This window comes from Vibrio crassostreae, from assembly GCF_041439375.1.
In the GTDB taxonomy this organism is placed as follows: Bacteria; Pseudomonadota; Gammaproteobacteria; order Enterobacterales; family Vibrionaceae; genus Vibrio; species Vibrio crassostreae_D.
In genome coordinates, this window is record NZ_JBGONY010000052.1 from 1 (window position 1) to 20,683 (window position 20,683).

22 protein-coding genes are annotated in these 20,683 nt (G+C 43.6%); 16 read left to right on the forward strand and 6 right to left on the reverse strand.

Features of this window, described 5'->3' with window-relative positions:
• The first annotated feature begins 772 nt into the window (after positions 1–772).
• The 6 genes from ACED45_RS18410 (at position 773) to ACED45_RS18435 (ending at position 4,226) form a co-directional block, all read left to right on the forward strand.
• Positions 773–1,396, forward strand: a complete 624-nt coding sequence (locus tag ACED45_RS18410; protein WP_008220689.1) for a TnsA endonuclease N-terminal domain-containing protein — start codon at positions 773–775, stop codon at positions 1,394–1,396.
• Positions 1,397–1,399: 3 nt separating this feature from the next.
• The gene (locus tag ACED45_RS18415; RefSeq protein WP_371714684.1) at positions 1,400–1,939 is read left to right on the forward strand and encodes a hypothetical protein; all 540 of its coding nucleotides are present in this window, start codon (positions 1,400–1,402) and stop codon (positions 1,937–1,939) included.
• Between the two features lie 21 nt (positions 1,940–1,960).
• Positions 1,961–2,689 (forward strand): AzlC family ABC transporter permease, encoded by a 729-nt coding sequence (locus tag ACED45_RS18420; protein WP_371714685.1) that lies wholly within the window; start codon positions 1,961–1,963, stop codon positions 2,687–2,689.
• A 2-nt stretch (positions 2,690–2,691) separates the two neighbouring features.
• A complete protein-coding gene (locus tag ACED45_RS18425; RefSeq protein ID WP_371714686.1) occupies positions 2,692–3,021 on the forward strand; it encodes an AzlD domain-containing protein in 330 nt (109 codons plus the stop codon).
• A 44-nt stretch (positions 3,022–3,065) separates the two neighbouring features.
• Positions 3,066–3,371, forward strand: coding sequence for an NIPSNAP family protein (locus ACED45_RS18430; protein WP_048668997.1), 306 nt, complete (start codon positions 3,066–3,068; stop codon positions 3,369–3,371).
• A gap of 81 nt (positions 3,372–3,452) precedes the next feature.
• Entirely contained in the window at positions 3,453–4,226 is a 774-nt protein-coding gene (locus ACED45_RS18435; RefSeq protein WP_371714687.1) for a ribonuclease H1 domain-containing protein, read from the forward strand.
• A gap of 163 nt (positions 4,227–4,389) precedes the next feature.
• Here ACED45_RS18435 and ACED45_RS18440 read toward each other — a convergent pair whose 3' ends face one another.
• Complete coding sequence (locus ACED45_RS18440; RefSeq protein WP_108020311.1) at positions 4,390–5,538, reverse strand: glycosyltransferase family 4 protein; 1,149 nt, start codon at positions 5,536–5,538, stop codon at positions 4,390–4,392.
• A gap of 316 nt (positions 5,539–5,854) precedes the next feature.
• Here ACED45_RS18440 and ACED45_RS18445 point away from each other — a divergent pair, with 316 nt between their 5' ends.
• From ACED45_RS18445 to ACED45_RS18465, 5 genes are all read left to right on the forward strand, one after another.
• Positions 5,855–6,781 carry a glycosyltransferase family 2 protein gene (locus ACED45_RS18445; protein WP_371714688.1) on the forward strand — a complete coding sequence of 309 codons (927 nt, stop codon included), beginning with the start codon at positions 5,855–5,857 and terminating at the stop codon, positions 6,779–6,781.
• Positions 6,782–6,797: 16 nt separating this feature from the next.
• Entirely contained in the window at positions 6,798–8,234 is a 1,437-nt protein-coding gene (locus ACED45_RS18450; protein ID WP_102530472.1) for a lipopolysaccharide biosynthesis protein, read from the forward strand.
• A gap of 134 nt (positions 8,235–8,368) precedes the next feature.
• Positions 8,369–8,701 carry a hypothetical protein gene (locus tag ACED45_RS18455; protein ID WP_048658209.1) on the forward strand — a complete coding sequence of 111 codons (333 nt, stop codon included), beginning with the start codon at positions 8,369–8,371 and terminating at the stop codon, positions 8,699–8,701.
• Positions 8,702–8,810: 109 nt separating this feature from the next.
• Positions 8,811–9,425, forward strand: a complete 615-nt coding sequence (locus tag ACED45_RS18460) for a LysE family translocator (RefSeq protein WP_017089636.1) — start codon at positions 8,811–8,813, stop codon at positions 9,423–9,425.
• Positions 9,426–9,473: 48 nt separating this feature from the next.
• Positions 9,474–9,908 (forward strand): GNAT family N-acetyltransferase, encoded by a 435-nt coding sequence (locus ACED45_RS18465; RefSeq protein WP_108020314.1) that lies wholly within the window; start codon positions 9,474–9,476, stop codon positions 9,906–9,908.
• A 75-nt stretch (positions 9,909–9,983) separates the two neighbouring features.
• On the opposite strand, the gene ACED45_RS18470 is transcribed toward ACED45_RS18465, so the two are convergent.
• The 4 genes from ACED45_RS18470 to ACED45_RS18485 form a co-directional block, all read right to left on the reverse strand.
• Complete coding sequence (locus ACED45_RS18470; protein ID WP_371714690.1) at positions 9,984–10,451, reverse strand: DUF3429 domain-containing protein; 468 nt, start codon at positions 10,449–10,451, stop codon at positions 9,984–9,986.
• Complete coding sequence (locus tag ACED45_RS18475) at positions 10,448–10,993, reverse strand: glutathione peroxidase (protein ID WP_371714691.1); 546 nt, start codon at positions 10,991–10,993, stop codon at positions 10,448–10,450. Before ACED45_RS18475 ends, ACED45_RS18470 begins: the two co-directional genes overlap by 4 nt.
• 80 nt (positions 10,994–11,073) lie before the next feature.
• On the reverse strand, positions 11,074–12,393 hold the full coding sequence (locus ACED45_RS18480; RefSeq protein ID WP_371714692.1) for an ABC1 kinase family protein: 1,320 nt from the start codon (positions 12,391–12,393) through the stop codon (positions 11,074–11,076).
• A 222-nt stretch (positions 12,394–12,615) separates the two neighbouring features.
• Entirely contained in the window at positions 12,616–13,002 is a 387-nt protein-coding gene (locus ACED45_RS18485) for a thiol-disulfide oxidoreductase DCC family protein (RefSeq protein WP_102432873.1), read from the reverse strand.
• A gap of 401 nt (positions 13,003–13,403) precedes the next feature.
• Between ACED45_RS18485 and ACED45_RS18490 the strand changes: the two genes are divergently transcribed.
• The gene (locus tag ACED45_RS18490; RefSeq protein WP_048658216.1) at positions 13,404–15,194 is read left to right on the forward strand and encodes a hypothetical protein; all 1,791 of its coding nucleotides are present in this window, start codon (positions 13,404–13,406) and stop codon (positions 15,192–15,194) included.
• A gap of 90 nt (positions 15,195–15,284) precedes the next feature.
• Here ACED45_RS18490 and ACED45_RS18495 read toward each other — a convergent pair whose 3' ends face one another.
• Positions 15,285–16,628: a sigma-54 interaction domain-containing protein gene (locus tag ACED45_RS18495; protein ID WP_371714693.1), complete on the reverse strand. Its 1,344-nt coding sequence runs from the start codon at positions 16,626–16,628 to the stop codon at positions 15,285–15,287.
• A 286-nt stretch (positions 16,629–16,914) separates the two neighbouring features.
• On the opposite strand from ACED45_RS18495, the gene ACED45_RS18500 reads away from it, so the two are divergent.
• The 4 genes from ACED45_RS18500 (at position 16,915) to soxR (ending at position 20,653) form a co-directional block, all read left to right on the forward strand.
• Complete coding sequence (locus ACED45_RS18500; protein ID WP_371714704.1) at positions 16,915–17,472, forward strand: DUF1439 domain-containing protein; 558 nt, start codon at positions 16,915–16,917, stop codon at positions 17,470–17,472.
• 226 nt (positions 17,473–17,698) lie between these two features.
• Entirely contained in the window at positions 17,699–19,261 is a 1,563-nt protein-coding gene (locus ACED45_RS18505) for a glutamate synthase-related protein (RefSeq protein ID WP_371714694.1), read from the forward strand.
• Positions 19,262–19,503: 242 nt separating this feature from the next.
• Positions 19,504–20,025 (forward strand): NADPH-dependent FMN reductase, encoded by a 522-nt coding sequence (locus ACED45_RS18510; protein WP_108083148.1) that lies wholly within the window; start codon positions 19,504–19,506, stop codon positions 20,023–20,025.
• 187 nt (positions 20,026–20,212) lie between these two features.
• On the forward strand, positions 20,213–20,653 hold the full coding sequence (soxR, locus tag ACED45_RS18515; RefSeq protein ID WP_055320106.1) for a redox-sensitive transcriptional activator SoxR: 441 nt from the start codon (positions 20,213–20,215) through the stop codon (positions 20,651–20,653).
• Positions 20,654–20,683 lie beyond the last annotated feature (30 nt).

A 20,683-nucleotide genomic window follows, 5' to 3' on the forward strand; every position in this document is an offset into this window, starting at 1 on the left:
GAAGGTACAAACAACCTGAGTGACAATATCTGATATCACCTTTGTCACTCGCGCTAGTTGTTAAAGTGTGGAAACCAAGAAGCCTCAACATGGAGGCTTCTTTTTTATTAAAAATATGTAAAAGAACTTTGCTTGGATACGAAGGTACCGGTACTGAAGGTTAAGCATTGGTGCTTTACTAGGGAAAGCATGACGGAACTAGTAAATTGTCAATTTTTGAATATCTATTCGAAAAATGCTTAATAGCAACTGAAATAAACCCCATTTTTGATCAAAAAAAGTAATATCAGGGGAGCTAATTAGAGTTTTATACCTAAGTAGCTTTTGTCCAAGAACTTCTCAAGTTGAATTTTACCCGTGTGTGAATTTTACCCGTGGCACTTTCTAGCTCGAAAGTGTCCAAAAGTGTGTTTCACACATGCTCACTATGCTTGTGATCACCGAGCGATTCTGTCGTACCTTAATTATTAAGTTCTACTCATAGCAAATTGTAGCTGTTCCGAGTGTTGTGTAACTTTCTTACATTTAACTTTAGTGTTTTCGTTGAAACTTATAGAAAAGACATCTTATGGTTTTAAATTTGGACGTGTTATGGTTTTGGTTGCTATGTAACTTATTGAAATTTAATTGGTTGGTTGGACGCCTTATGGTTTCAGCGACAATGAAGCCTGCAATATATGTTCGCATAAATTGCAGGCTTCTCTTCTTATTTGCATCTTAAGTCTTCATGGTCTATTTTTTGTTGTAGGTTTACAACAAAAGTGCTTTTGCTATGTACGACCAAACCAAAAAATCATCAGCTGTTCACAACATTTGTAAATTCATGAGTTTGAAAAATGACTCAGTTGTTCGAACAATGTCCATGCTTGAGTATGATTTTTGTTTTCATGCTGAATACAATCCTCAAATAGTCAGATATGAATCTCAGCCACATGGGTTTGAGTACTACTTCAATGGGCGCTACTGCCGCTACACACCAGACTTTCAGCTTTTCGATAGCATAGATACGCCTTCTCTGATTGAAGTAAAGCATTCAAGTCAGATCCTTAAACCAGATTTTCGAGCAAGGTTTAAAGAAAAGCAGCTTGTCGCTCAAGCTGAGTATGGAAAAAAGCTCATCTTAGTGACCGAGAAGCAGATTCGAACTGGTTTTCTACTTAGTAACCTTAAATTACTCCATGGCTATTCAGGGATTCGTACAATCACTGATATTCAAAAACATGTGCTTCAGTTTGTTCAAGCTAATAGAAGCGTGACCCTTCATCATCTTTCACACCAACTTAAAATCTCCCCAGATGAAACACTAACAGCAGCTTTGTGCTGGCTATCTTCAGGTGAAATACAAACAGACTTTAATCAGAAAAAATTTGATTTAGAAAATTCTGTTTGGTGCTAGCCAATGAGTGATGATCTCTTTGGTTTTAGTGATGAATTTAATAGCTTCGACAATGATGTAGCTGATGATAAAACGCTATCGACAGAATTTTTAGCAGAAGACGAAAATCTTGAATTGGCATTTGGTGACTTGCCAAACAAAGAGACGGCATTGTTTCGTTTGGATCTAATTCGTTATTTGGAAAGGCGCGTAAAAGGAGGTTGGACGCCCAAAAACCTAGACAAGCTCTTGGAAGAGTATGCCCTATTGAAGAAAACTTCGGTCCCGTCATCCAGAACGATAGCTGATTGGAAAAAGCTCTATTACGAGTCAGGTAAAGATCTAGCGTCTCTTATTCCTGGGCATAGCAAAAAAGGAAACAGAAAACTAAAGAACGATTCATCTGATTTAGTTACAGAAGCGATTCAAACCAAGTTTCTGACCAAAGAGCGAGTATCAGTCAATACATCAAGATGCTCTAAATCGGACACGTTAATTCAGTCTTTAAATCGAGCAAGTTTGTACAATCGAACCGACTCAACTCTTCTTAAATTGAATAGCTAATGTGGGAGAGAAAAGAATTATATGGATAATGAAACAATGGATAGACGAACACAGTTATGGAAGGGCGTTTTAGCGGGAATGCCCTTGAGCATTGCGGTTATCCCATGGGGGATTCTCGCAGGCTCATATGCGATAGATGCTGGGTTGAATCAACTGCAAGCTCAAGCGATGTCGGCTATTTTATTTGCTGGCTCAGCGCAACTTGTCGCAGCGGGTATGTTCAAAGCGGGTATTGGTTTAGGGACCATGTTGTTGACCACACTGTTCATCACCTCAAGGCACTTTCTGTATAGCGTATCGATGCGAGACAAAATCAGTCATCTTCCTGCGCGTTGGCGCCTATTACTCGGATTTTGGCTCACCGACGAGCTGTTTGCGATTTGTAGTGGGCAGTCTCAGCAAGAGTTTAATCGTTGGTATGCCGCGGGTGTAGGTGGAGGTTTTTACCTTGTTTGGAATATCGCGAGCTTTGTTGGCATTGTCGCGGGAAGCCAAATCCCGTCACTCAATGAAATCGGTCTCGACTTCGCGGTAGCCGCAACGTTTATCGCGTTGGTTTTTCCATTAATCCGAACTCTACCCGTCGTGGTGTGTGTGGTTGTTTCATTGGTCACCTCGGTCGCGATGTCGGTCAACAATGTTGAAGGCGGGCTGATGATTGCAGCGATTGCAGGCATGTTAGCGGGCTTTTTCAGCGAGTCATTTCAAGAACGAAACAATAACAATAAGCCAATCGCGGAGGGTAAATAGAGATGATTTGGTTAACGATATTCCTCATGACTGCGATTGTTTTCTTTAGTCGGTATCTGTTTCTTGAACCTGCAATCCCGCTTCGACTCAATCAAACCGCAAGGCGCCTATTGCGCTATTCAAGCCCAGCGGTGTTGACTGCGATTTGGGGGCCAATTGTATTTGATCCTGAACAAACATTTTGGCCAAGCCTTGAAAACCCTTACTTGATAGGCGCGGTGGTGACTGGCTTACTGATTTGGAAAACACGCAATGTGTTACTTACGATCGGCGTCAGTATGGGTGTGTTTTTGTTTTATAACCTTGTCGCGGTTGATTACCTTTTCTCGTGAGCTTCAACTTCAACTTTATCCCATAATTTAAGGGCCGTATAAATATGATTACTTGTTATGTTCGATATGTGATTGATCCCAAAAAGGTAAATGAGTTCGAGACATACGCAAAAATGTGGATTCCTCTGGTCGCTAAATTCGGGGGCCAACACAATGGTTATTTCTTACCGTCGGAAGGTGCTAACAATATTGCTATGGCGCTGTTTACCTTTGAAAGCTTGGCTGCCTATGAAGAGTATCGGGTTAAGTCTCTGAGCGATGCTGAGTGTATTAAAGCGTTTGAATTTGCGGACGAAGTTGATTGTATCGTGAGTTATGAACGAAGCTTTTTTAGACCTGTTTTAGAGTGATAGACCTTGCAACGTATAGCGTGGTGGCATCTAATGTACTGATTCACTGTTTGTGTGTTTAGGTTTTGGTAAGGAGTTAGTTTGGCTAAGAAATATTATGTGGTTTGGAAAGGTCGCACACCGGGTATTTTTACTACTTGGAACGAGTGTAAATCGCAAGTCGATGGCTTCGCTGGTGCGAGATATAAATCGTTTCCAACATTAGGCGAGGCTGAGTCTGCTTTCGGTGGTAAAACGTCGTCTGTGTCAGGCTCTACAGCGACAAAGCCAAGCTCTGCGGGGAAGGCGACGAAAGCAAAGGTTCCGCCTCTTTCAGAGCAGCAAATCACTGATATGCCTTTTGATATCAAGATCTTTACTGATGGTGCTTGTGAGCCAAACCCTGGTGAAGCGGGGACGGGTTTAGCGGTATACCAAAACAACCAGTTAACCGAATTATGGTATGGCTTGTATCAACCTGTTGGTACCAATAATACTGCTGAGTTACATGGCCTTAAACAGGCGTTTTTGCTTGCGAAAGAGAAGTTAAACGCAGGCCTCTCTGTTGCGATTTATTGTGATTCTAAGTACTCGATAGACTGCATTACTAAGTGGGCAACGGGTTGGGAGACAAAGGGCTGGACCAAGTCGGGAGGCGAGATCAAAAACCTCGATATTATTAAGCCTGCGTATGCTCTCTACCAAGAACTTGCTTCAAAAATCACCATCTACCATGTGAACGGACACGTTGGGATTGAAGGCAACGAATTGGCCGATAGAATGTCTATTGTGGCGATTTCATCGAAAGAGCAACAACTCGCTCAATATCGTGACATCGAAGATATTGAGTCTATTTTGGCATTGCGAGCAGGCTAGCTAGGCTTCTTAATGAAAGTCACTGAAAGCATAAGTCTCCATCATTGGGCAGTGCTAAGTTGAGCGTTACATTTCAAATTGGTGTAGCGCTCTTTTGATCTTGTTGTGCTCAGTTTTCTTATGGTGCTTTGTTCTTGTGATGCTTAGCTGCCTGAGTTAATCCTTATTGAGCTGGGTTCTCTATCCAGCGAGATAATTGTTGAGCTTGTTTTATCGAATTAAAACTGTCTTTCACTCTCTGACGTGCCTCCAATCCCATTGACGCTTTATCATTACTGCTCAACTGCGCAAAACGCTCAATCGCTTCTCTTAATTCCTCAACGTTCTTTTCGCTAACCACAAAACCTGTTTCAGGTGAGACGATCTCTTTGCATCCCATGATGTTGGTCGTGATGACAGGCGTACCAACGGCCATCGCTTCTTTTAAAACCAGTGGCCCGGTATCAACACACCCTGTTTCGGAAAAGCAGAAGGGCGCGATTAGGCTCTCATAGTTCGACAGTTTCTCTTTCACCCATTCGTGAGACTTGGCACCAAGAAAGGTCACGTTTCGAGTGAGTCCTTGCTCTTTGACCTGCAATTTTAATTGTTGCTCTAAATCGCCAGTACCGATGATATCGAGATGAATGTCGAGAGGTTCGGCAATCGGCGCTAGTGCATCAATAAGATGGTGGATGCCTTTCTGCTCCACTAATCGGCCAAGAAAAACAAAGCGAAGTTGCTTGGTTTCGGTTTTTGGGTTGAGTTGGAATTGTTTGGTATTAACTCCGCAGTGCAGGAGCTTAATGTTTCCTTTCGCCATGGTGTTGAAGTCAGCGAGCATGTCTTTACATACTGCAACCACAAAATCACTCGATGAAATCTTGTGTTCAATATCATAAGCAAACTCGTAAACATCATGGCCGTGAGCAACGAACGAACAGGTGATATTCAGCAGTTTTGCCGCGACGATAGCGTGAGCTGCGGTGTGCTGACAGAAATGCGCATGAACGTGTTCGACGTCGTTTTCCGCGAGTTGCAGCGCTAATTTAAAGCCATAAGCGAACAGTGACTTCTTGGGCATGCTGGTTTGCTTAGAAATAAATGAGGCAGCCTTGATTAACCCTATCCAATTAATGTGGGTGACTTTACTCATCCGAACATCTTTACCTATCTCGACAATGTCGTAGTCGAACTGTTTTTCGCTGTTTTCAATTTTGAACGTCATTACACAAACATCGTGCCCACAGGCTTTCACAGAGTCGACTTCTGTTTGAATGAAGGTCTCACTGAGTACAGGGTAGGTTGGCGCCACAAATGCTACTTTCTTCATTCTTTGCTCCTCAAATCCATGTGATTAAAGCTATCAAGCCAAGGTAATAACCAATAAAGCAAGATACGAACCAAGATCAAATCGTAGCTTTGGCGGGCATTTCAATGGTTTCCTGAAGGTTACCCACCTAGAAGTAGTCCGTTTTCTCAAATTGAAAATCAAATTGAGGTTGTAGGTTTTTTGACCGGTTGTGTTTTGTCGTCATTTTGGGAATGGGCACGTAGGAGACTGATCTAGAAGTGATTTTATCGCAAGGTGCTCTCGGCATAGAACATGCAACGTTAGCCATATAACGTATAAATCTGAGGGCGTCATTATGGCTAAAGTAAGTGTTGTTATTCCTACCTACAATTGTTTGGATTACCTGCCTAAGGCAATTGGTAGCGTGCTTAAGCAGACTCATCAAGACATAGAATTAATCATTATCGATGATAATAGTAATGATGGTACGTCGACTTACCTGGCGTCAATCCATGATGATCGTATCGTCAAGTTATCAACCTTGGGTGTCGGGGCTCCTCAAGCAAGAAACCTTGGTATCGAAAAGGCGACGGGAGAATTTATTGCGTTTTTAGATGCTGACGACTTTTGGTTTCCCGAAAAGGTGGAACGCCAGCTTGAATTTCATCAAAGATACCCTGATCTCGCGATGAGTTTTACCAATTACGAGCACCTTACGGAAGACTACCAAGTGATAGTCGATTGCTTTAGTTATTGGTCGCAGTTTCAAGGCCAAGACGAGTTATTCATCAATATCGAGAACCCGCTAGAGTTCCTTATTGAAAACAATGTGATTGGGACATCGACGGTCATGGTGAGAGCGGATGTGTTTTCTCAAACAGGCAGTTTCAATGCTGATATTAAGTATGGGGAAGATTGGGAGCTGTGGCTTCGAATGAGTGAAAACCATCAGATTGGTGCGTTGAACTCCGTGCAGGTTGGTTACTTGATGAGAGCGAGTTCCGTTACCCAAACTGAAAATCTTAAATTGAGAAATTTGCAGTCGATAGAGACCATTCTTCAACATTACCAAGATGATAGTCAACGATGGAATCTACCCTCTTCAAGTTTCAAAATAGCAAAGGCGAGAATACTGGAAGGCTACGCTGACTATTATCGAGGCTTACAAATAAACCGACTGGCCATCTCATACAGTATTCGTTCGTTGGTTTTGGCTCCGCAAAAACGAACGTTCCGACATCTACTTGGGGACTTTAAGAGTTTCCTAATGCCTGCATTGTAAGGAATAGGTGCCTGCTATGGGGTCACTAAAACAGTCCGCATATTACGCCATTGGCATTGTGATGATGAAAGGGATATCACTCGTGATGGTCCCCTATATCACCCATAAGATGACGTTGGTTGAATACGGTTCTTTAGAAGCCATTGTCTTGTTGGCTGATATCGGGACGATCCTATTTAGCTTTGGGATTGTTGAGGCTATGTATCGATATGTTGGCGTCGCTGAGGGGGAAGAAAAGAGGAAATTGGTTTCTAACTGTTTCACATTGAGTGTCTTAGTGTGTGTGTTAGGGGGGAGCTTAATTGCACTTAGCATGCCGCTACTGTTATTGATGCTGCCCGTCGAGTTCCAACCCTATCAAATCCTACTTCTGTTGATACCGACCATGCTCGATGGTGCGATTTCTATCCCGTTAACACTGATGCGAATGAATGCGATGGCAAAACGTTTTTGCATGCTCAATGTCTTGAAGGCGAGTGTGCAAGCTGCAATGACGTTTGTGCTGCTTGAAGCGGGTTATGGCATCGATGGTGTACTAATATCTTCCGCTGTTTCGAGTGTGCTGCTGATGCTGTGTTTACTGCGTTATCAATGGCAGGAGATGGGCTCAATTGGCAGCCTCAAGTACTCCGCTAAGATCCTAAAATTTGGATTGCCCACGTTAGTCGGTGGTGCTTCGATTTACATGATTACAGGGCTAGACCGTTGGGTGATGGCGAGTTTCGTCGGCGTTGAAGAGCTTGCGATTTATGCGGTCAGCGGTAAGTTTGCGTTGATTCTAGGCTTACTGTTGCAGCCTTATGCACTTTGGTGGTTTCCGAACCGAGTAGCTATGCTTCAGCAGCTTGGCGGTAGTAAAATTTGTGCAGATAGAGCCTTAGTCGGCGTTAACCTTGCCATCGTGTTAGGGATCCTGATGATTCTAACCGTTCCTGGTTTCATCTCATTAATTTTGCCTAGCAGCTATCACTATGCTGGTACTCTCGTCGTGGCCTTGCTTGTGATTGGTGTTATCAAAAGCGCAGGCGATTACCTCAATTTAGGCTGCTTTAGTGGCGATTCAAGTCAATCACAAATGTGGATTCAAGGTGGCTGTGCGATCTTGGCTGCGATTGGCTACTTTGTTGTGGCACCGATTTATGGAGTGTGGGGTGTGGTGGTGGTGCTTTGTGGTACTTATATCGTGAGGCTGTCACTGCTCTATATCGTGAGCCAAAAGATGGAATATTTACCTTATGATCACCGTAAATGGATAGTCGCGGTGAGTATCGGTCTATTTGCGATTGTCAGTGATAGGGTTCTTGGTTGGGTGCTGGTTGATGTGCATGATTTTGTTTTAGGCAGTTTTGTGGCGATAGTGACGTTAGTTGCCTTCATTCGATACTCTATTATCCCTGTACCACAGCCGCTACTCGATAAGTTTATGTTAGGTAAGCATTCGCATGTGAGTTGAATTCATGTCATCCCAAGTACAGCGGGTAATCGGCACTTAGCTACATAATTATCTTCAACAATAAAACACTGTTCATAACGACTCGAATTAGATAGTATTTATAAATTCAGTGAATACTAACCATGGAAAGATTTATGAATAAGTGGATGCTGCTCTTGTCTCTGTTTTCAGCTGCCTCATACAGCGCCTCTGATTTTTCAAGTAAGGGTATTACTGCTCCCGACTTCAATTCACAGGATTTCAAGCCGCCAGAAGTTTCTCAACAGGAACAACACAACATCGTTTGTGAAAGCGTAGTCTGCAATTCAACATCTGTACGTCAGCCCGTTCCTGTTGTTGGTGAAGTGCCCGATAGAGAGCTTAACCAAACCATAGAGACTCTTGCGAGTGCCATTTATATAGTGGGTGAAATGGGGATTGCAGAAAACTTAGCGACACCAGAGTACGAGAAATTTTTTGAGAATTAGTTGAAAGGATACGACAGTAGGATTGGTACTGGTTTTAATAGCTGCTATAAAAGGTCATATCTCATTTAATGATACGATAACCTTGGCATATTGAGACTAGGAAATACCAATGGAAATATGGAAGTTGCTACTGTTTATCCCGGCTTGCTTTGCGCTCAACATGACACCGGGCCCAAACAATTTGTTATCAATGAACAACGCCCGTTGTTACGGATTTCAGGCCGCCTTTGTCGCTGGCTTAGGAAGAATCCTCGCTTTTTCTGGCATGATTGCTTTGGCTGCATCCGGTTTAGCTGTTGTGCTTTATACCTCTGAAACTCTGTTTTTCCTTATCAAGCTATTTGGCGCGATGTATCTGTTGTGGATCGCCTTCAATCTTTGGCGCTCACAAGCCAGTCCGGTCGCGGATATTGAACGAAATAAGAACTGGTTTGGTCTTGTTAAACAAGAGTTCGCACTGGCTGCTGGCAACCCCAAAGCGATACTTATCTTCACTGCATTCCTACCTCAATTTGTCGATGTTTCAGCGAACGTAAATACTCAATTCTTTGTTTTAGGCAGCACGTTCCTTGTATTAGAAATGCTCGCGATTTCCATCTATGCAGCCTTTGGTTTATATCTACGAAATTGGTTTTCAAAACCTCAAATGGCCAAGCGTTTCAACAAAGCGTGCTCGGTTTTTCTTGCTCTATCCGGTGCTAATCTGTTGGTGAGTCGACAGTAGTTCTCATTTTGCTTGTCTAGTTTATCGTTAATCTTTTAAGGTCTATCTATGAATATTGTCTGTGCGGAAAAACAGGAATTGGCTGAAATTTACCAGCTTGAACATGCTTTGTTTGGTGACCATGCCTATCCGCAATTTTTTATTCGTCAGGCATTTGATTGCTGGGGAAAAGGCTTATTAGTTGCTAAGCAAGACTCAAAGATTGCGGGCTATGCCTTAACGACAACCACGGACAAGCATAATGAGTTTTGGGTCTTATCATTAGCGGTAGATCCGAACTATCGTGGTATGGGATTTGGCCGGAAACTGATGCAACAGGCTGTTGAGCAACTGCCCCGAGACGCTAGGCTTTTACTCACTGTAGACCCAAATAACACATCCGCTTGCGCGCTCTACGCGTCGGTGGGATTTTCTACGATCAAACAAGAAGAAAACTACTTTGGTGATGATGAGCCGAGGTTAGTGATGCAGCTCATCATCTAGATTGTTGACAACGGTTTTTAATCAAAGGCGCTTAACTAAATTAAAGGCATACACATCAAAGACAGTCTCGTAGCTCTAGGTCAGCATCACGATACCGTGCATTAACACGACACTAGAGGTGAGCCGAGTTCTCATATCAAAGTAGCCATCTGGGCCTTGGCTCTGATTCTCTTCTCTCATTGACCTTTCAGCTCGCCAAACCGCAATGTAGCCAATGATGAGAATTAGGGTAGTGAGAAACTCTTTTTGCTCTCCAAGCAACACTGCCAACCATGCGACGAGCACTATCGCATTACTTAGCAGCAGCGCTTTGTTGCTTGATTGGCTTTCAAAGTTCTCGATGCCGTTTGCCCACAAGATCCCTGAAAGAAAGCTTAAAATCGCCACACTGTAGGTGATGAAGAGCGTTTCACCGCTTATCCCCATAAATTGGCTGTCGGTGAGCGAAAGGAGGAGACCGAATAAAAACGGAATTAACCCCATATAACCGAGTTTGGCCATGGTGTTACGTGTTTGAGTTGTCCCCATGTAATCTGACTTCATAACTGCTGCTCGATAGCGGTTTTAAGGGTAGTACTGGTTGGCGATGTAGAACTCGGGAAGGTTGCGACCACTTTACCTTCTTTGCTGATCAAGAACTTATAGAAATTCCATTTAGGTTTGACGCCTGCTTGTTGTTGGATTTCGGCAAAGACTGGGTTTGCTTCTGGCCCAGAGATTGATGCACGCGCCATCATCGGAAAGGTGACGCCATAATCTAAGTAGCAGATTTTAGCGGATTGCTCCTCGCTACCTCTGTCTTGGCGAAAATCATTACTTGGGAAACCAACAACCGTGAAGCCTTGGTCTTTATAGGTTTGATGGAGCTGCTCTAGTTGTTCGAACTGAGGAGTGAAACCACATTGGCTTGCCGTATTCACGATCAATAAAGCCTTACCTTGAAACTCTTCACACAGTTCAATCTCTTCGTTTGAATTTAACAGCCTTTGTTTTCCGTTGAGTATCTCTGGGCAGCTAGCTGAAAAAGCGAATGAACTCGTGAGGCTCGCGATTAGGGCGGTGGAGCGCAGCAGTGAATGTTCCATAGGTGTGCCTCATTTTAGTTGGCGTAACTGTTACTACTGTTGAACGGCTTGAAATGATCACTTTCAAGACCAGAATAGTGTCAGTTATCGCTTAGCAAATAAGGATCTACTAGACGCATGATATTCACTTTCGCACCAAGGCGAGCTGCTAACAGATACATGCCACCAATTTTTCGGTGCAGGAACAGCGCATCGGCTGGTGGTGTGTGCCAATACTCTTGTTCCATGCTCAATATGGTGCCTGCTTCACGAAGCCTTTGTGCCAAACCACTGGCTCTAAAGTCGTAGTCTTCGTCAACCAACATCGGCTCACAGGCCATCTTTACGAGGTTTAAAATAGCTTGACGTTGATCGGGAAGAATCGTCTCGCTGAAGAATCCAATTTGCTCTAACGCTTGATTGAGCCCTTGCTCATTGTTATTAATCACTGACGAAAAGGCTAAGCGGTAACCTTCGCTGAAGCGGTCACTGTATTCACGTGTTGCTCCGAAATCTAACAAGCCAATTTGTCGGGTGTTTTCAACGTAAAGGTAGTTAGCGAAATTGGGATCGGTTTGCACCATCTTAAAATCGAACAACTCTCTGAATAGAAGCTCAAGCAAGCTGTGCATCACAAAGTCACGGGTGTCTTGGTCGTAACTTTCTATCTGTTCTATAGAGACGCCTTCGATGAAGTCCATGGCGAGCACGGATTCTGAAGAGACTTGCGGATGAATCTTAGGTACGACGAAGTGAGAGTGCTCTTTTAATGCATTGTGATAACGAGTTGCATAGCCAGCCTCTCGAGCGTAGTCCGCTTCATCATGGAGCTGTTTTTTTGCCTCTTCTAACAAGCCTTTGTAGTCGACCGACTTTGGTATCAAGCCAACAATGTTGAGCAGTGTGCCGACGTTGTCTACATCACTGTCGATGCTTTTTCTAATGCCTGGGTATTGGACTTTGACGGCGAGTTTGTCCCCGGCATCGCTATAGGCTTGGTGAACTTGTCCGATAGACGCACTGGCAATCGGTTTAAAGCTAAAGGAAAGGAATTCGGTTTTCCACTGGTGCCCAAGCGAGCTCTCTAAGACTTGATTGAGCTGCTTTGTTGGCAGTGGGTCAGCGTCGGAGCGCAGGCGAGAAAGAATGTCGGCTAATTCTGGCTCTAGAACATCGCCCGCATCCATTGATAGCATCTGCCCCAGTTTCATCGCAGCGCCACGTAGGTGCGCCAGTTGATCGGTCAGGCGAGCAATGTTCTGTGGCGTTAACAGTAAGTCTTTTGCTTTGGGTCTGTTGCCTTGTGCAAGCTGCTTGGTGCCTTCCGTTAGCACGTTGCCCGCGACCCTTGTCGCCAATGAGGCAAACTTACTGAATCTAGAAATTCGATGTGTGGGAAGGTTTCTCTCTTTTGCCGACATAAAGGTTCTCACTTAGTTATCAAGACTCACTACAAAGTTCTGCCAATCATTACACAACCGAACGTTTTGTTGTGGTAACTTGTCTCGCGAAACAGTAAACAGAATTAAAAGGACAAAGCATGAGATTTATTTGGTTGAAAGTGGCCGTTACGGTATTGGTGTTCGCAGCTCTGTTTGGCATCGTTTACTACAAAGTCGCCAGCGGCATGTCTTAACTCAATCCTATTTAATGCAGCTGTTTCCGTTGCAGCGTGATTTTCCAGTTAGCCAGAAAGAGACTTTATATCGGTTCTTGGCAAATCGTAAATAACACCAATCTGCGATTGGCTTAAATATCGCCCAACGCAATGGAGCATATAGCCAACCTTTTCCTACTAAGCGCCACGCTTGGTAGGTCACGTCTAAACCTAACAGCACTTTGCCGTTCTCATCCAGTGCATGCAAAATGGTGTTGGCTGCGTCCGCATCAATCTGAGGGTAGTCTGAAAAGGATTCGCTGTAGATGTCAATGGTTTGAATCTTATTCTCGATATCATGCTTGGCAAGTGCCGCCATCTCTTTTGCGCACAATGGACAAGTCCCATCATAAAATATCGTCAGTTGTGTCATTGTTTATTCGCCTGTGGCTTAGCTAGAAGAACCTTCAGTTGCCTGTTAAGTCGGCACCCTTCAATTCAATCGCTTGTTATTCGATAATCTTAGAATGGCTACGCTATTGTACCTTTTAAAGATCACTCTTCTCGAATCAAAGTTCTAAAGATGTCTGACTTAGACACTTTGTTCACCCTTTCAAGTCCTTGATTATTTGGTCAAATCTCTGGTTTATGGACAAATGATAACAAAACGTCCAAGAAAGGTGTGCCTTCAATATATAAACATCAACCAAATCAATTAGTTGAAGTTGGCTTGGGATATGCTCTATCGAACCTACGAATTGCTAAAGGATTTTCTCCAGTTTGGGCATGGAAGAAAACCTTAAAAGCATAAGTATGAACAAATGGAGAGAGAACATGAAGGTTATAAATTATTTACTTAGTGTGCTTCTGTTGTTTAGTAGTCCTCAGTTGGCGTGGGCTACTGTTGATGTGATGGAACTCGATGGTAACGCGACCAGTGATAATAGTGGTATTGATTGGGACGATGTAAATGACCCCAACAGCATGGTTGGGATTGCAGAATTTTTCGAAAAAGACCGTAATGGTATCGACCAAATCTTTTGGAAAGGTGGATCAAAAGATGATTCCGACATTACAGATTGGGCATTCCGTACGGCGTCACCACAACCAAAAGATGACTTTACTAATGCGTATGCCGCAGCTTTTGAAAGCGAAGGTGACTTGCTGATTTACTTTGGTGCCGACCGATATGCGAACAATGGTGATATGTACATTGGTTTTTGGTTCTTGCAAGATCAAGTAGGATTACCGGCAGGAGCGACAAAAGGTGATTTCGTTGGCGAGCACGTCAATGGAGACATATTGGTCTTGATTTCTTTTCCGCAAGCCAGTGGTGGTAAACCTTATATTGAAGTGCTGCAATGGGATTTGAATAATGGTGATGTGACTGACAACATGACCAGACTGTTCCAGACGGCTGGAGACCCTAAATCTAATGATTTTGTTGGTGCAAGATGTGGCAGTGGTGCTGTCGGTGTCGAGAAGATATGTGCGATTTCAAATGATGATTCTATCGGGGCAATTGCTCTACCCAATGTACAAGGTTGGGATTATCTAGCTAAAACGGGTGAAACTACGTCTATTCCGACGGAGAGCTTTGTTGAAGGACGCCTGAACTTATCTGCACTATTGAATGATGAGTTTGGTATTGAGGATATCCCTTGTTTTAGTAGCTTCTTAGTGGAATCACGAGCTTCCCGTTCGATTGATGCGTCTTTGGCTGACTTCGTTGTCGGTTCATTTAGTTTATGTAGTATCAGCATAGCGGCGACTTGTAACACAACCAGTTTTACGGTTGATGGCATGTTCAACATCGACTACACCGTGACGGTTACCAATACTGGCCCTGGTTCGTTAGGCACTAATGGTGATTACGAAGTGGCCTTTTTATCGGAGTCACCAATCTTAGGTGCGCTTCCAGTGGTGGGTAACGGTGATGAAGTGTGGAGCGTCGGTGAGTCATTCTCATTCATGGGTAATTACCTGTCTGTAAATAATGGTGCCGTCGGCGTGATCGATGGTTCAGTGGATCTTGACGGGCTTATCGTGAATGCTCAAGCTCCCGTGGCTTACAATTGTCCGCCAATAGATTTGAGTCCAATGGTTGAGATTTCTAAGGTATGTAATAGCTTCTTAGAAGTTGATAGCGGTCAAGTTGTGCTTAAGAAAACCTATGATGTTGAAATATGTAATACCGGTGATATTCCATTGGCCATTGAATCGCTGGTGGATTCTAAGGATGATTCTTTGAGCCGTTCTGACTTACCTACCGAAGTCGTCAACAGCAGTTATTACCTCGACTTCGCTTTACCTTGTGATGATCTTGAGGATGTGACCACATGTGGTGCTGGTAATATGTGTAGTGCATTAAGTGCCGACCCAGAACTGTTTGCTTGTAAAACGGGTGAGGGTGAGTGGATACCGAACTTTGGTGATGCGATTGGTCAAGTTTGTACACAAGTAAGCAAAACCTATGCGCCAAATGTGTTACCAACTGGAGTAGACGGAATGCTATCTAATCAAGTAACAGCAACGTTTGACTCGTTGTTCTTGCAAGAAGCATTTATGGAAACATCGAACATTGCAACCTGTGATGTTTGTCCATTTACTGTACCTGAGCCATAAGTACTTTCATTAGTTGTACTCACTTAATTTCTAAAGCAGCCTAGTTCGTTAGGCTGCTTTATTTGTTAGGTAATTAATTAACTAGGCGACTTAAATTACTATTTGATGTTTTTTAATTAGCTTATATAAGGTTGTCCGAGAAATAGACAACGCTTTAGCTGATTGGGAAATATTGTAATGGTGTTGCTGAATCACACGACGAACATTTTTTGAGGAAAGTCGAGTGTCACTCTCAGTGTCGGGCGACGCATCTTTCAATTGAATCCCCATATGACGAGTAGAGAGCGCGTTTGAATTCGAAAGAACAATCGCCCTTTTTATACAGTTGAATAACTCTCTGACATTGCCCGGCCAATGGTACTGTTTCATTTGCTCAAGTGTGTCACTAGGCAGTTTGGTTTTGGATGCGTAATTGTGCTTCAGTTCAAATCGAACCAAATCTTCAATGTCTTCCTTGTGATCATTGAGTGGTACTAGGTCCAATGGAAGTACATTGATCCGATGAAAGAGATCCTTACGAAATTTACCCGCAGCAACGGCTTGTTCGATATTGACGTTGGTGGCGAAAATTACACGGCAATCTACGGGTAATTGGTTATTACTGCCGAGTCGCTCTATCGAGCTATTTTCGAGAAAGTGGAGCAGGTAAGTTTGTAGTGACAGCTCAAGATCGCCGATCTCATCCAAAAATAGTGTGCCACCATTCGCTCTTTCCACGTGTCCGACGTAGCGTTTGTTTGCTCCCGTGAATGAGCCTTTTTCAAAACCAAATAACTCTGAGTGAATCAGTGACTGTGGAATTGCGCCGCAATTTACTGCGATAAAAGGTTTCTGGCTACGATCTGAGGCTTCATGTATCAAACGCGCACATAGGCTTTTTCCTGTTCCTGTTTCCCCTTGAATCAGTACTGGAAAATCGTTGTTAGCGATCTTAGTTATCTTCTTTTTCAGTTGTTGGATGGTGCTGGATTGCCCCACCAATTGATATTCATGGCACGAATCAGGCTTAGGTTTGTGTTGTTTGGTGTCTACCATGCCATACGCATGCCCTAAATTTCGACAAAGCCATTCTGTATCAATAGGTAGATGGTAATAATCCCAATAGGTTTGCTTAATGATCGATAAGTTGCGGCTTGGTGGTTGGTTGCAGATAGCGATTGCTTTTAAATTTGGAAAGTGAACCTTGAGCGTTGATATTTGTTCACATTGCTTGTCGATCGAGGATGATGTTAGACAAGACATCAAAATTGGTGAGTAGCTGTCGCTGCGGGTGTTGAGTAAGTGAATGGCTTGCTCGGTCGTTTCTGCAATTTGAGCTTCCCAGTTATGGAGGCGCAATTCATCTACCCACTGATTATGGTGCAGGCATGTGGTGTTACATAGCAGAATCACAGAACGAGTTTTAGGCTCAGGTGATACTCTTTTTGATGGCATTGTGCTCACTCTTCATGTTTCGACTCCATGATGAAACCTACAGTAAGCCCCCTAAATATCCCATAAGCTTAGAAGCAAAACTCAATTAATTCGAATACACAAATCTGATGGTGTTTGGCTGACAAGTGTCATTATCTCAAGCGGGAAAGCTAATCTGGTGCTTTACTTATTGATATTTATGCTTATTAATAAAGGTATTCACGAATATCGTGTTTTTACTGTTTTGTTTATTGATGACCACACAGTAAACTCCGCGCTAATCACTAACGATAAAGGGCTGATATTGATGATAATTAACGTAGCAAAGAAGTTCATTTTGGCAGCTTCTGCGCTGGTGCTAGGCGGTTGTGTTAGCTATAGCGTTACTGAACAAGAAATGACGAACTACCTGCAAGATTCGGTGATGTTAGAGCAAGAAGTCGGTGTGCAAAACGTTATGTATGCGCAAGTGGCGGTTGATGACTTAGCGGTGCAAATTGGTCGAACTGATGCCGAGCGAGTGTCTGTTCTGGCGAATACCAATGCAAAGGTTCAAGTGTTTAACATGCCAAACATGGGGCTAGATCTGGATATCGAATTCAGCGCAATTCCCGAATACGACAAAGAGAGTGGTGAGGTCTACTTAAAGTCTCTGCGTCTTGAGCGCTTTGAGGAGAAGGGAAAGCAGCTTTCTCCTGAGATAGAGAAGCTACTTAAACCTGCCGTTTCTATGATCGGTTTTGCTTTGTCTCAATCTCCAGTATACAAACTGGATAGTAACAAGGTGCAAGAGTCATTGTTCAAGTCATCGGAACCTAATCTTGTGATTAAAGACAACAAGCTGGTCATCGAGTTATTCGATTAACCTTTCACGTTTAGCTTAGACTAAGATTTAAAACACAATGGCTGCCGGTTCGGTGGCCATTTTTGTTTGTGTTGAACAAGCAAGACTTCTGTTTTTGGGCTGTTTATTAAGCTTGTTTTCTCTGGCTCATTTATTGAATTAGCTGCGTATCTCACCTTTACTTTACTCTTGTGAGCAAGTCATCGCTTCAGTCATCAAATCATAAGAAAGAAAAGGTGAACGAACTATGAAGAATCCAGTAATAGCGGATAACAAGCCCGTTAAGGTCGAGCTAACCGAGGGCGAGGAGTATTACTTCTGTACCTGTGGCAAATCGAAAAACCAACCGTTTTGTGATGGTTCTCATGCAGGAACGGGCTTCAAACCAAAGAGTTTCGTGGCCGAGGAAAGCGGCGACGCTTATCTGTGTCGCTGTAAGTATTCGAACAACCTCCCTTTTTGCGATGGCACCCATAAACAGTTTACGACTGAGCAAGTGGGTCAAGAAGGCCCTGATGTTCATATCCAAGCGGCAACCCCCGATCTCTCACCTGCGGCTTCTGCAACCAAAGAAGAGCCCACAGTCGAGTTCATTCATCAATTAGCACGAGATGGCTTGTCCAAAGTGGGTCATCATGGGCCAATGACTTCAATGGGCGTCCCAAGATATCTATTACCTCACTGGGATGATATTCAAGTGATGGTTGCACAAATGGCGACCAAGCCGTTATTGGAAAATGTGCCCGTTGGTACTGAGCTTATTATTGGGCCAAAAGCGAAAAAACCGCTCAAATTGAACATCTCTTTGTTTGTGTCGGACATGAGTTTTGGCTCGCTATCTGAAGAAGCAAAAGTCTCCTTGGCGAAAGGTGCTGAACTTGCAGGAACAGGCATCTGCTCGGGTGAGGGCGGTATGTTGCCCGAAGAGCAAGCTGCGAACTCTCGCTACTTTTATGAATTAGCGAGTGCTCAGTTTGGTTACGATGAATCCAAGCTTAAAAACGTCCAAGCCTTCCATTTTAAAGGTGGGCAGGGTGCTAAAACCGGAACGGGCGGGCACTTACCGGGCGCGAAGAACATTGGCAAGATAGCAGAGGTGCGTGGCATTGAAGCGGGTACAGCCGCGATTTCCCCACCCACCTTTGTTGATCTAAAAACCGTCGAGGATTTCAAAAATTTCGCCGATCGAGTTCGAGAGGTGACAGGCGGTATCCCGATTGGCTTTAAGTTAAGTGCTAATCACATCGAAGAAGACATTCAGTTTGCGCTTGATGCCAGTGCCGATTACATCATTTTGGATGGTCGAGGCGGTGGTACTGGGGCGGCGCCAGAAATGTTCCGAGACCATATTAGTGTGCCGACCATTCCAGCGCTTGCTCGTGCCAGAGCCTATCTAGACAAGCAAGGCGTAAGTGACAGAGTCACCTTAATCATTACTGGTGGGCTTCGTGTTCCGATGGACTTCGTAAAAGCGATGGCGCTTGGCGCAGATGGTGTCGCTATCTCGAACAGTGCCATGCAGTCGATAGGTTGTGTTGCCGCCCGAATGTGTAATACCAATAATTGCCCAGCGGGTATCGCGACTCAAAAAGCCGATTTACGCCAGCGTTTAAATGTCGAGAAGGCATCGAATCAGCTTAAAAACTTCTTCGAGGCGTCGACAGAATTAATGCAAGTGATGGCGAGAGCGTGTGGGCATGATCACTTGAATCAATTTAACCCTCACGATTTAGCAACATGGAATCGCGAAATGGCAGAGCTATCGGGAGTTGCCTATTCTGGCGTCAGTCCACTAAACCAACTTAAGTAAACAGCACTTCGATAAGGCACACCTACTGCTCTTTTGGGTGTGCTTATTTCCTCAACCCCAAAGTTATCCTTTTGTAATGCATTGCTTTATAAACGTTTTTAAAATATTTCCTATTTTTTAAAAATATCGCTTTACCTCAAGTTAACTTGAGGTTTTATTATCATTCCCAATCTAAATACACAGACAATCGCCTCTGAAACCATGAATGTGGAAAGGTGATACAAATGAATTAGGAACCAACAATGAAAGTATTAGCGATTGGCGCGACTAACAGTACAACATCAATTAACCAACAACTTGCAGCTTACACAGCAGGTTTAGTCGAAGGCGCGCAAGTCGAGGTGCTCGACCTCAATGATTTCGAGATGCCAATTTACAGTGAAGACAGAGAAAAAGAGTCCGGCGTTCATCAACATGCGCAGCGCTTTTTTACCAAGATTGGTGAAGCTGATGCTGTGGTCATCTCTTTTGCTGAATACAACGGTTCATACACCGCAGCCTTTAAGAATGTGTTTGATTGGACATCACGCATCGACATGAAAGTTTATCAAGGCAAACCTGTTGTTATGCTCTCCACATCACCAGGCCCTGGTGGTGCAAGTTCTGTGTTGTCGTCAGCGGTAAATTCTGCACCTTACTTTGATGCTGATGTTAAAGGCTCTATGTCGGTGCCAAGCTTCTACGATAACTTCGATATGGAAGCGGGAGAGATGACTAACGTAGAGATGATCGATAACCTTAAGATGATAATGAAAAAGATCTAGGTGCATATTGGTCATAAGACTCAAACACCCTTCCTTGATGGCTGTTTTTGCGTTTTAAGCCCTGCTGTTGTTATATGAAAACTCAAAGCTAACTCAAGAACCTCAACTTAAACTTAAGATTAACTTTAGCTATACTGCTCTGTGGACTTGAATAGCTAAATAACATGAACAGGGAAAGTGATAGAGCATGAAAAACATCGTGTATTTAACGATTGGTCAACTCTCGGAGCGCAGTGGTGTTGCTCCTTCTGCACTGCGTTTCTATGAGACTAAAGGGTTAATTGCCTCTATTCGAACGAATGGAAACCAACGCCGTTATCAGTCAGCGATGTTGCGTCGAATTGCTCTTATTCAAGTTGCGCAGTCGATAGGCTTTACTCTTGAAGAGATCACGGAAGAGTTATCGACGCTGCCGATGAACCACACAGCAACCAAGCGAGATTGGGAGCGAGTAGCGAAGAAGTGGCAAGGGCAACTCGATAGCAAGATGGCACAAATACGTTCGCTACAAGAGAATCTAACAGGTTGTATTGGCTGTGGTTGTTTGAGTATGCAAAAGTGCCATTTATTAAACCCAGAAGATATTCTTCATGACCAAGGGCAGGGTGCTCAGCGTATTGTTGATTAGCCTCCATTTCGTCTGAACATCGAACTCAAT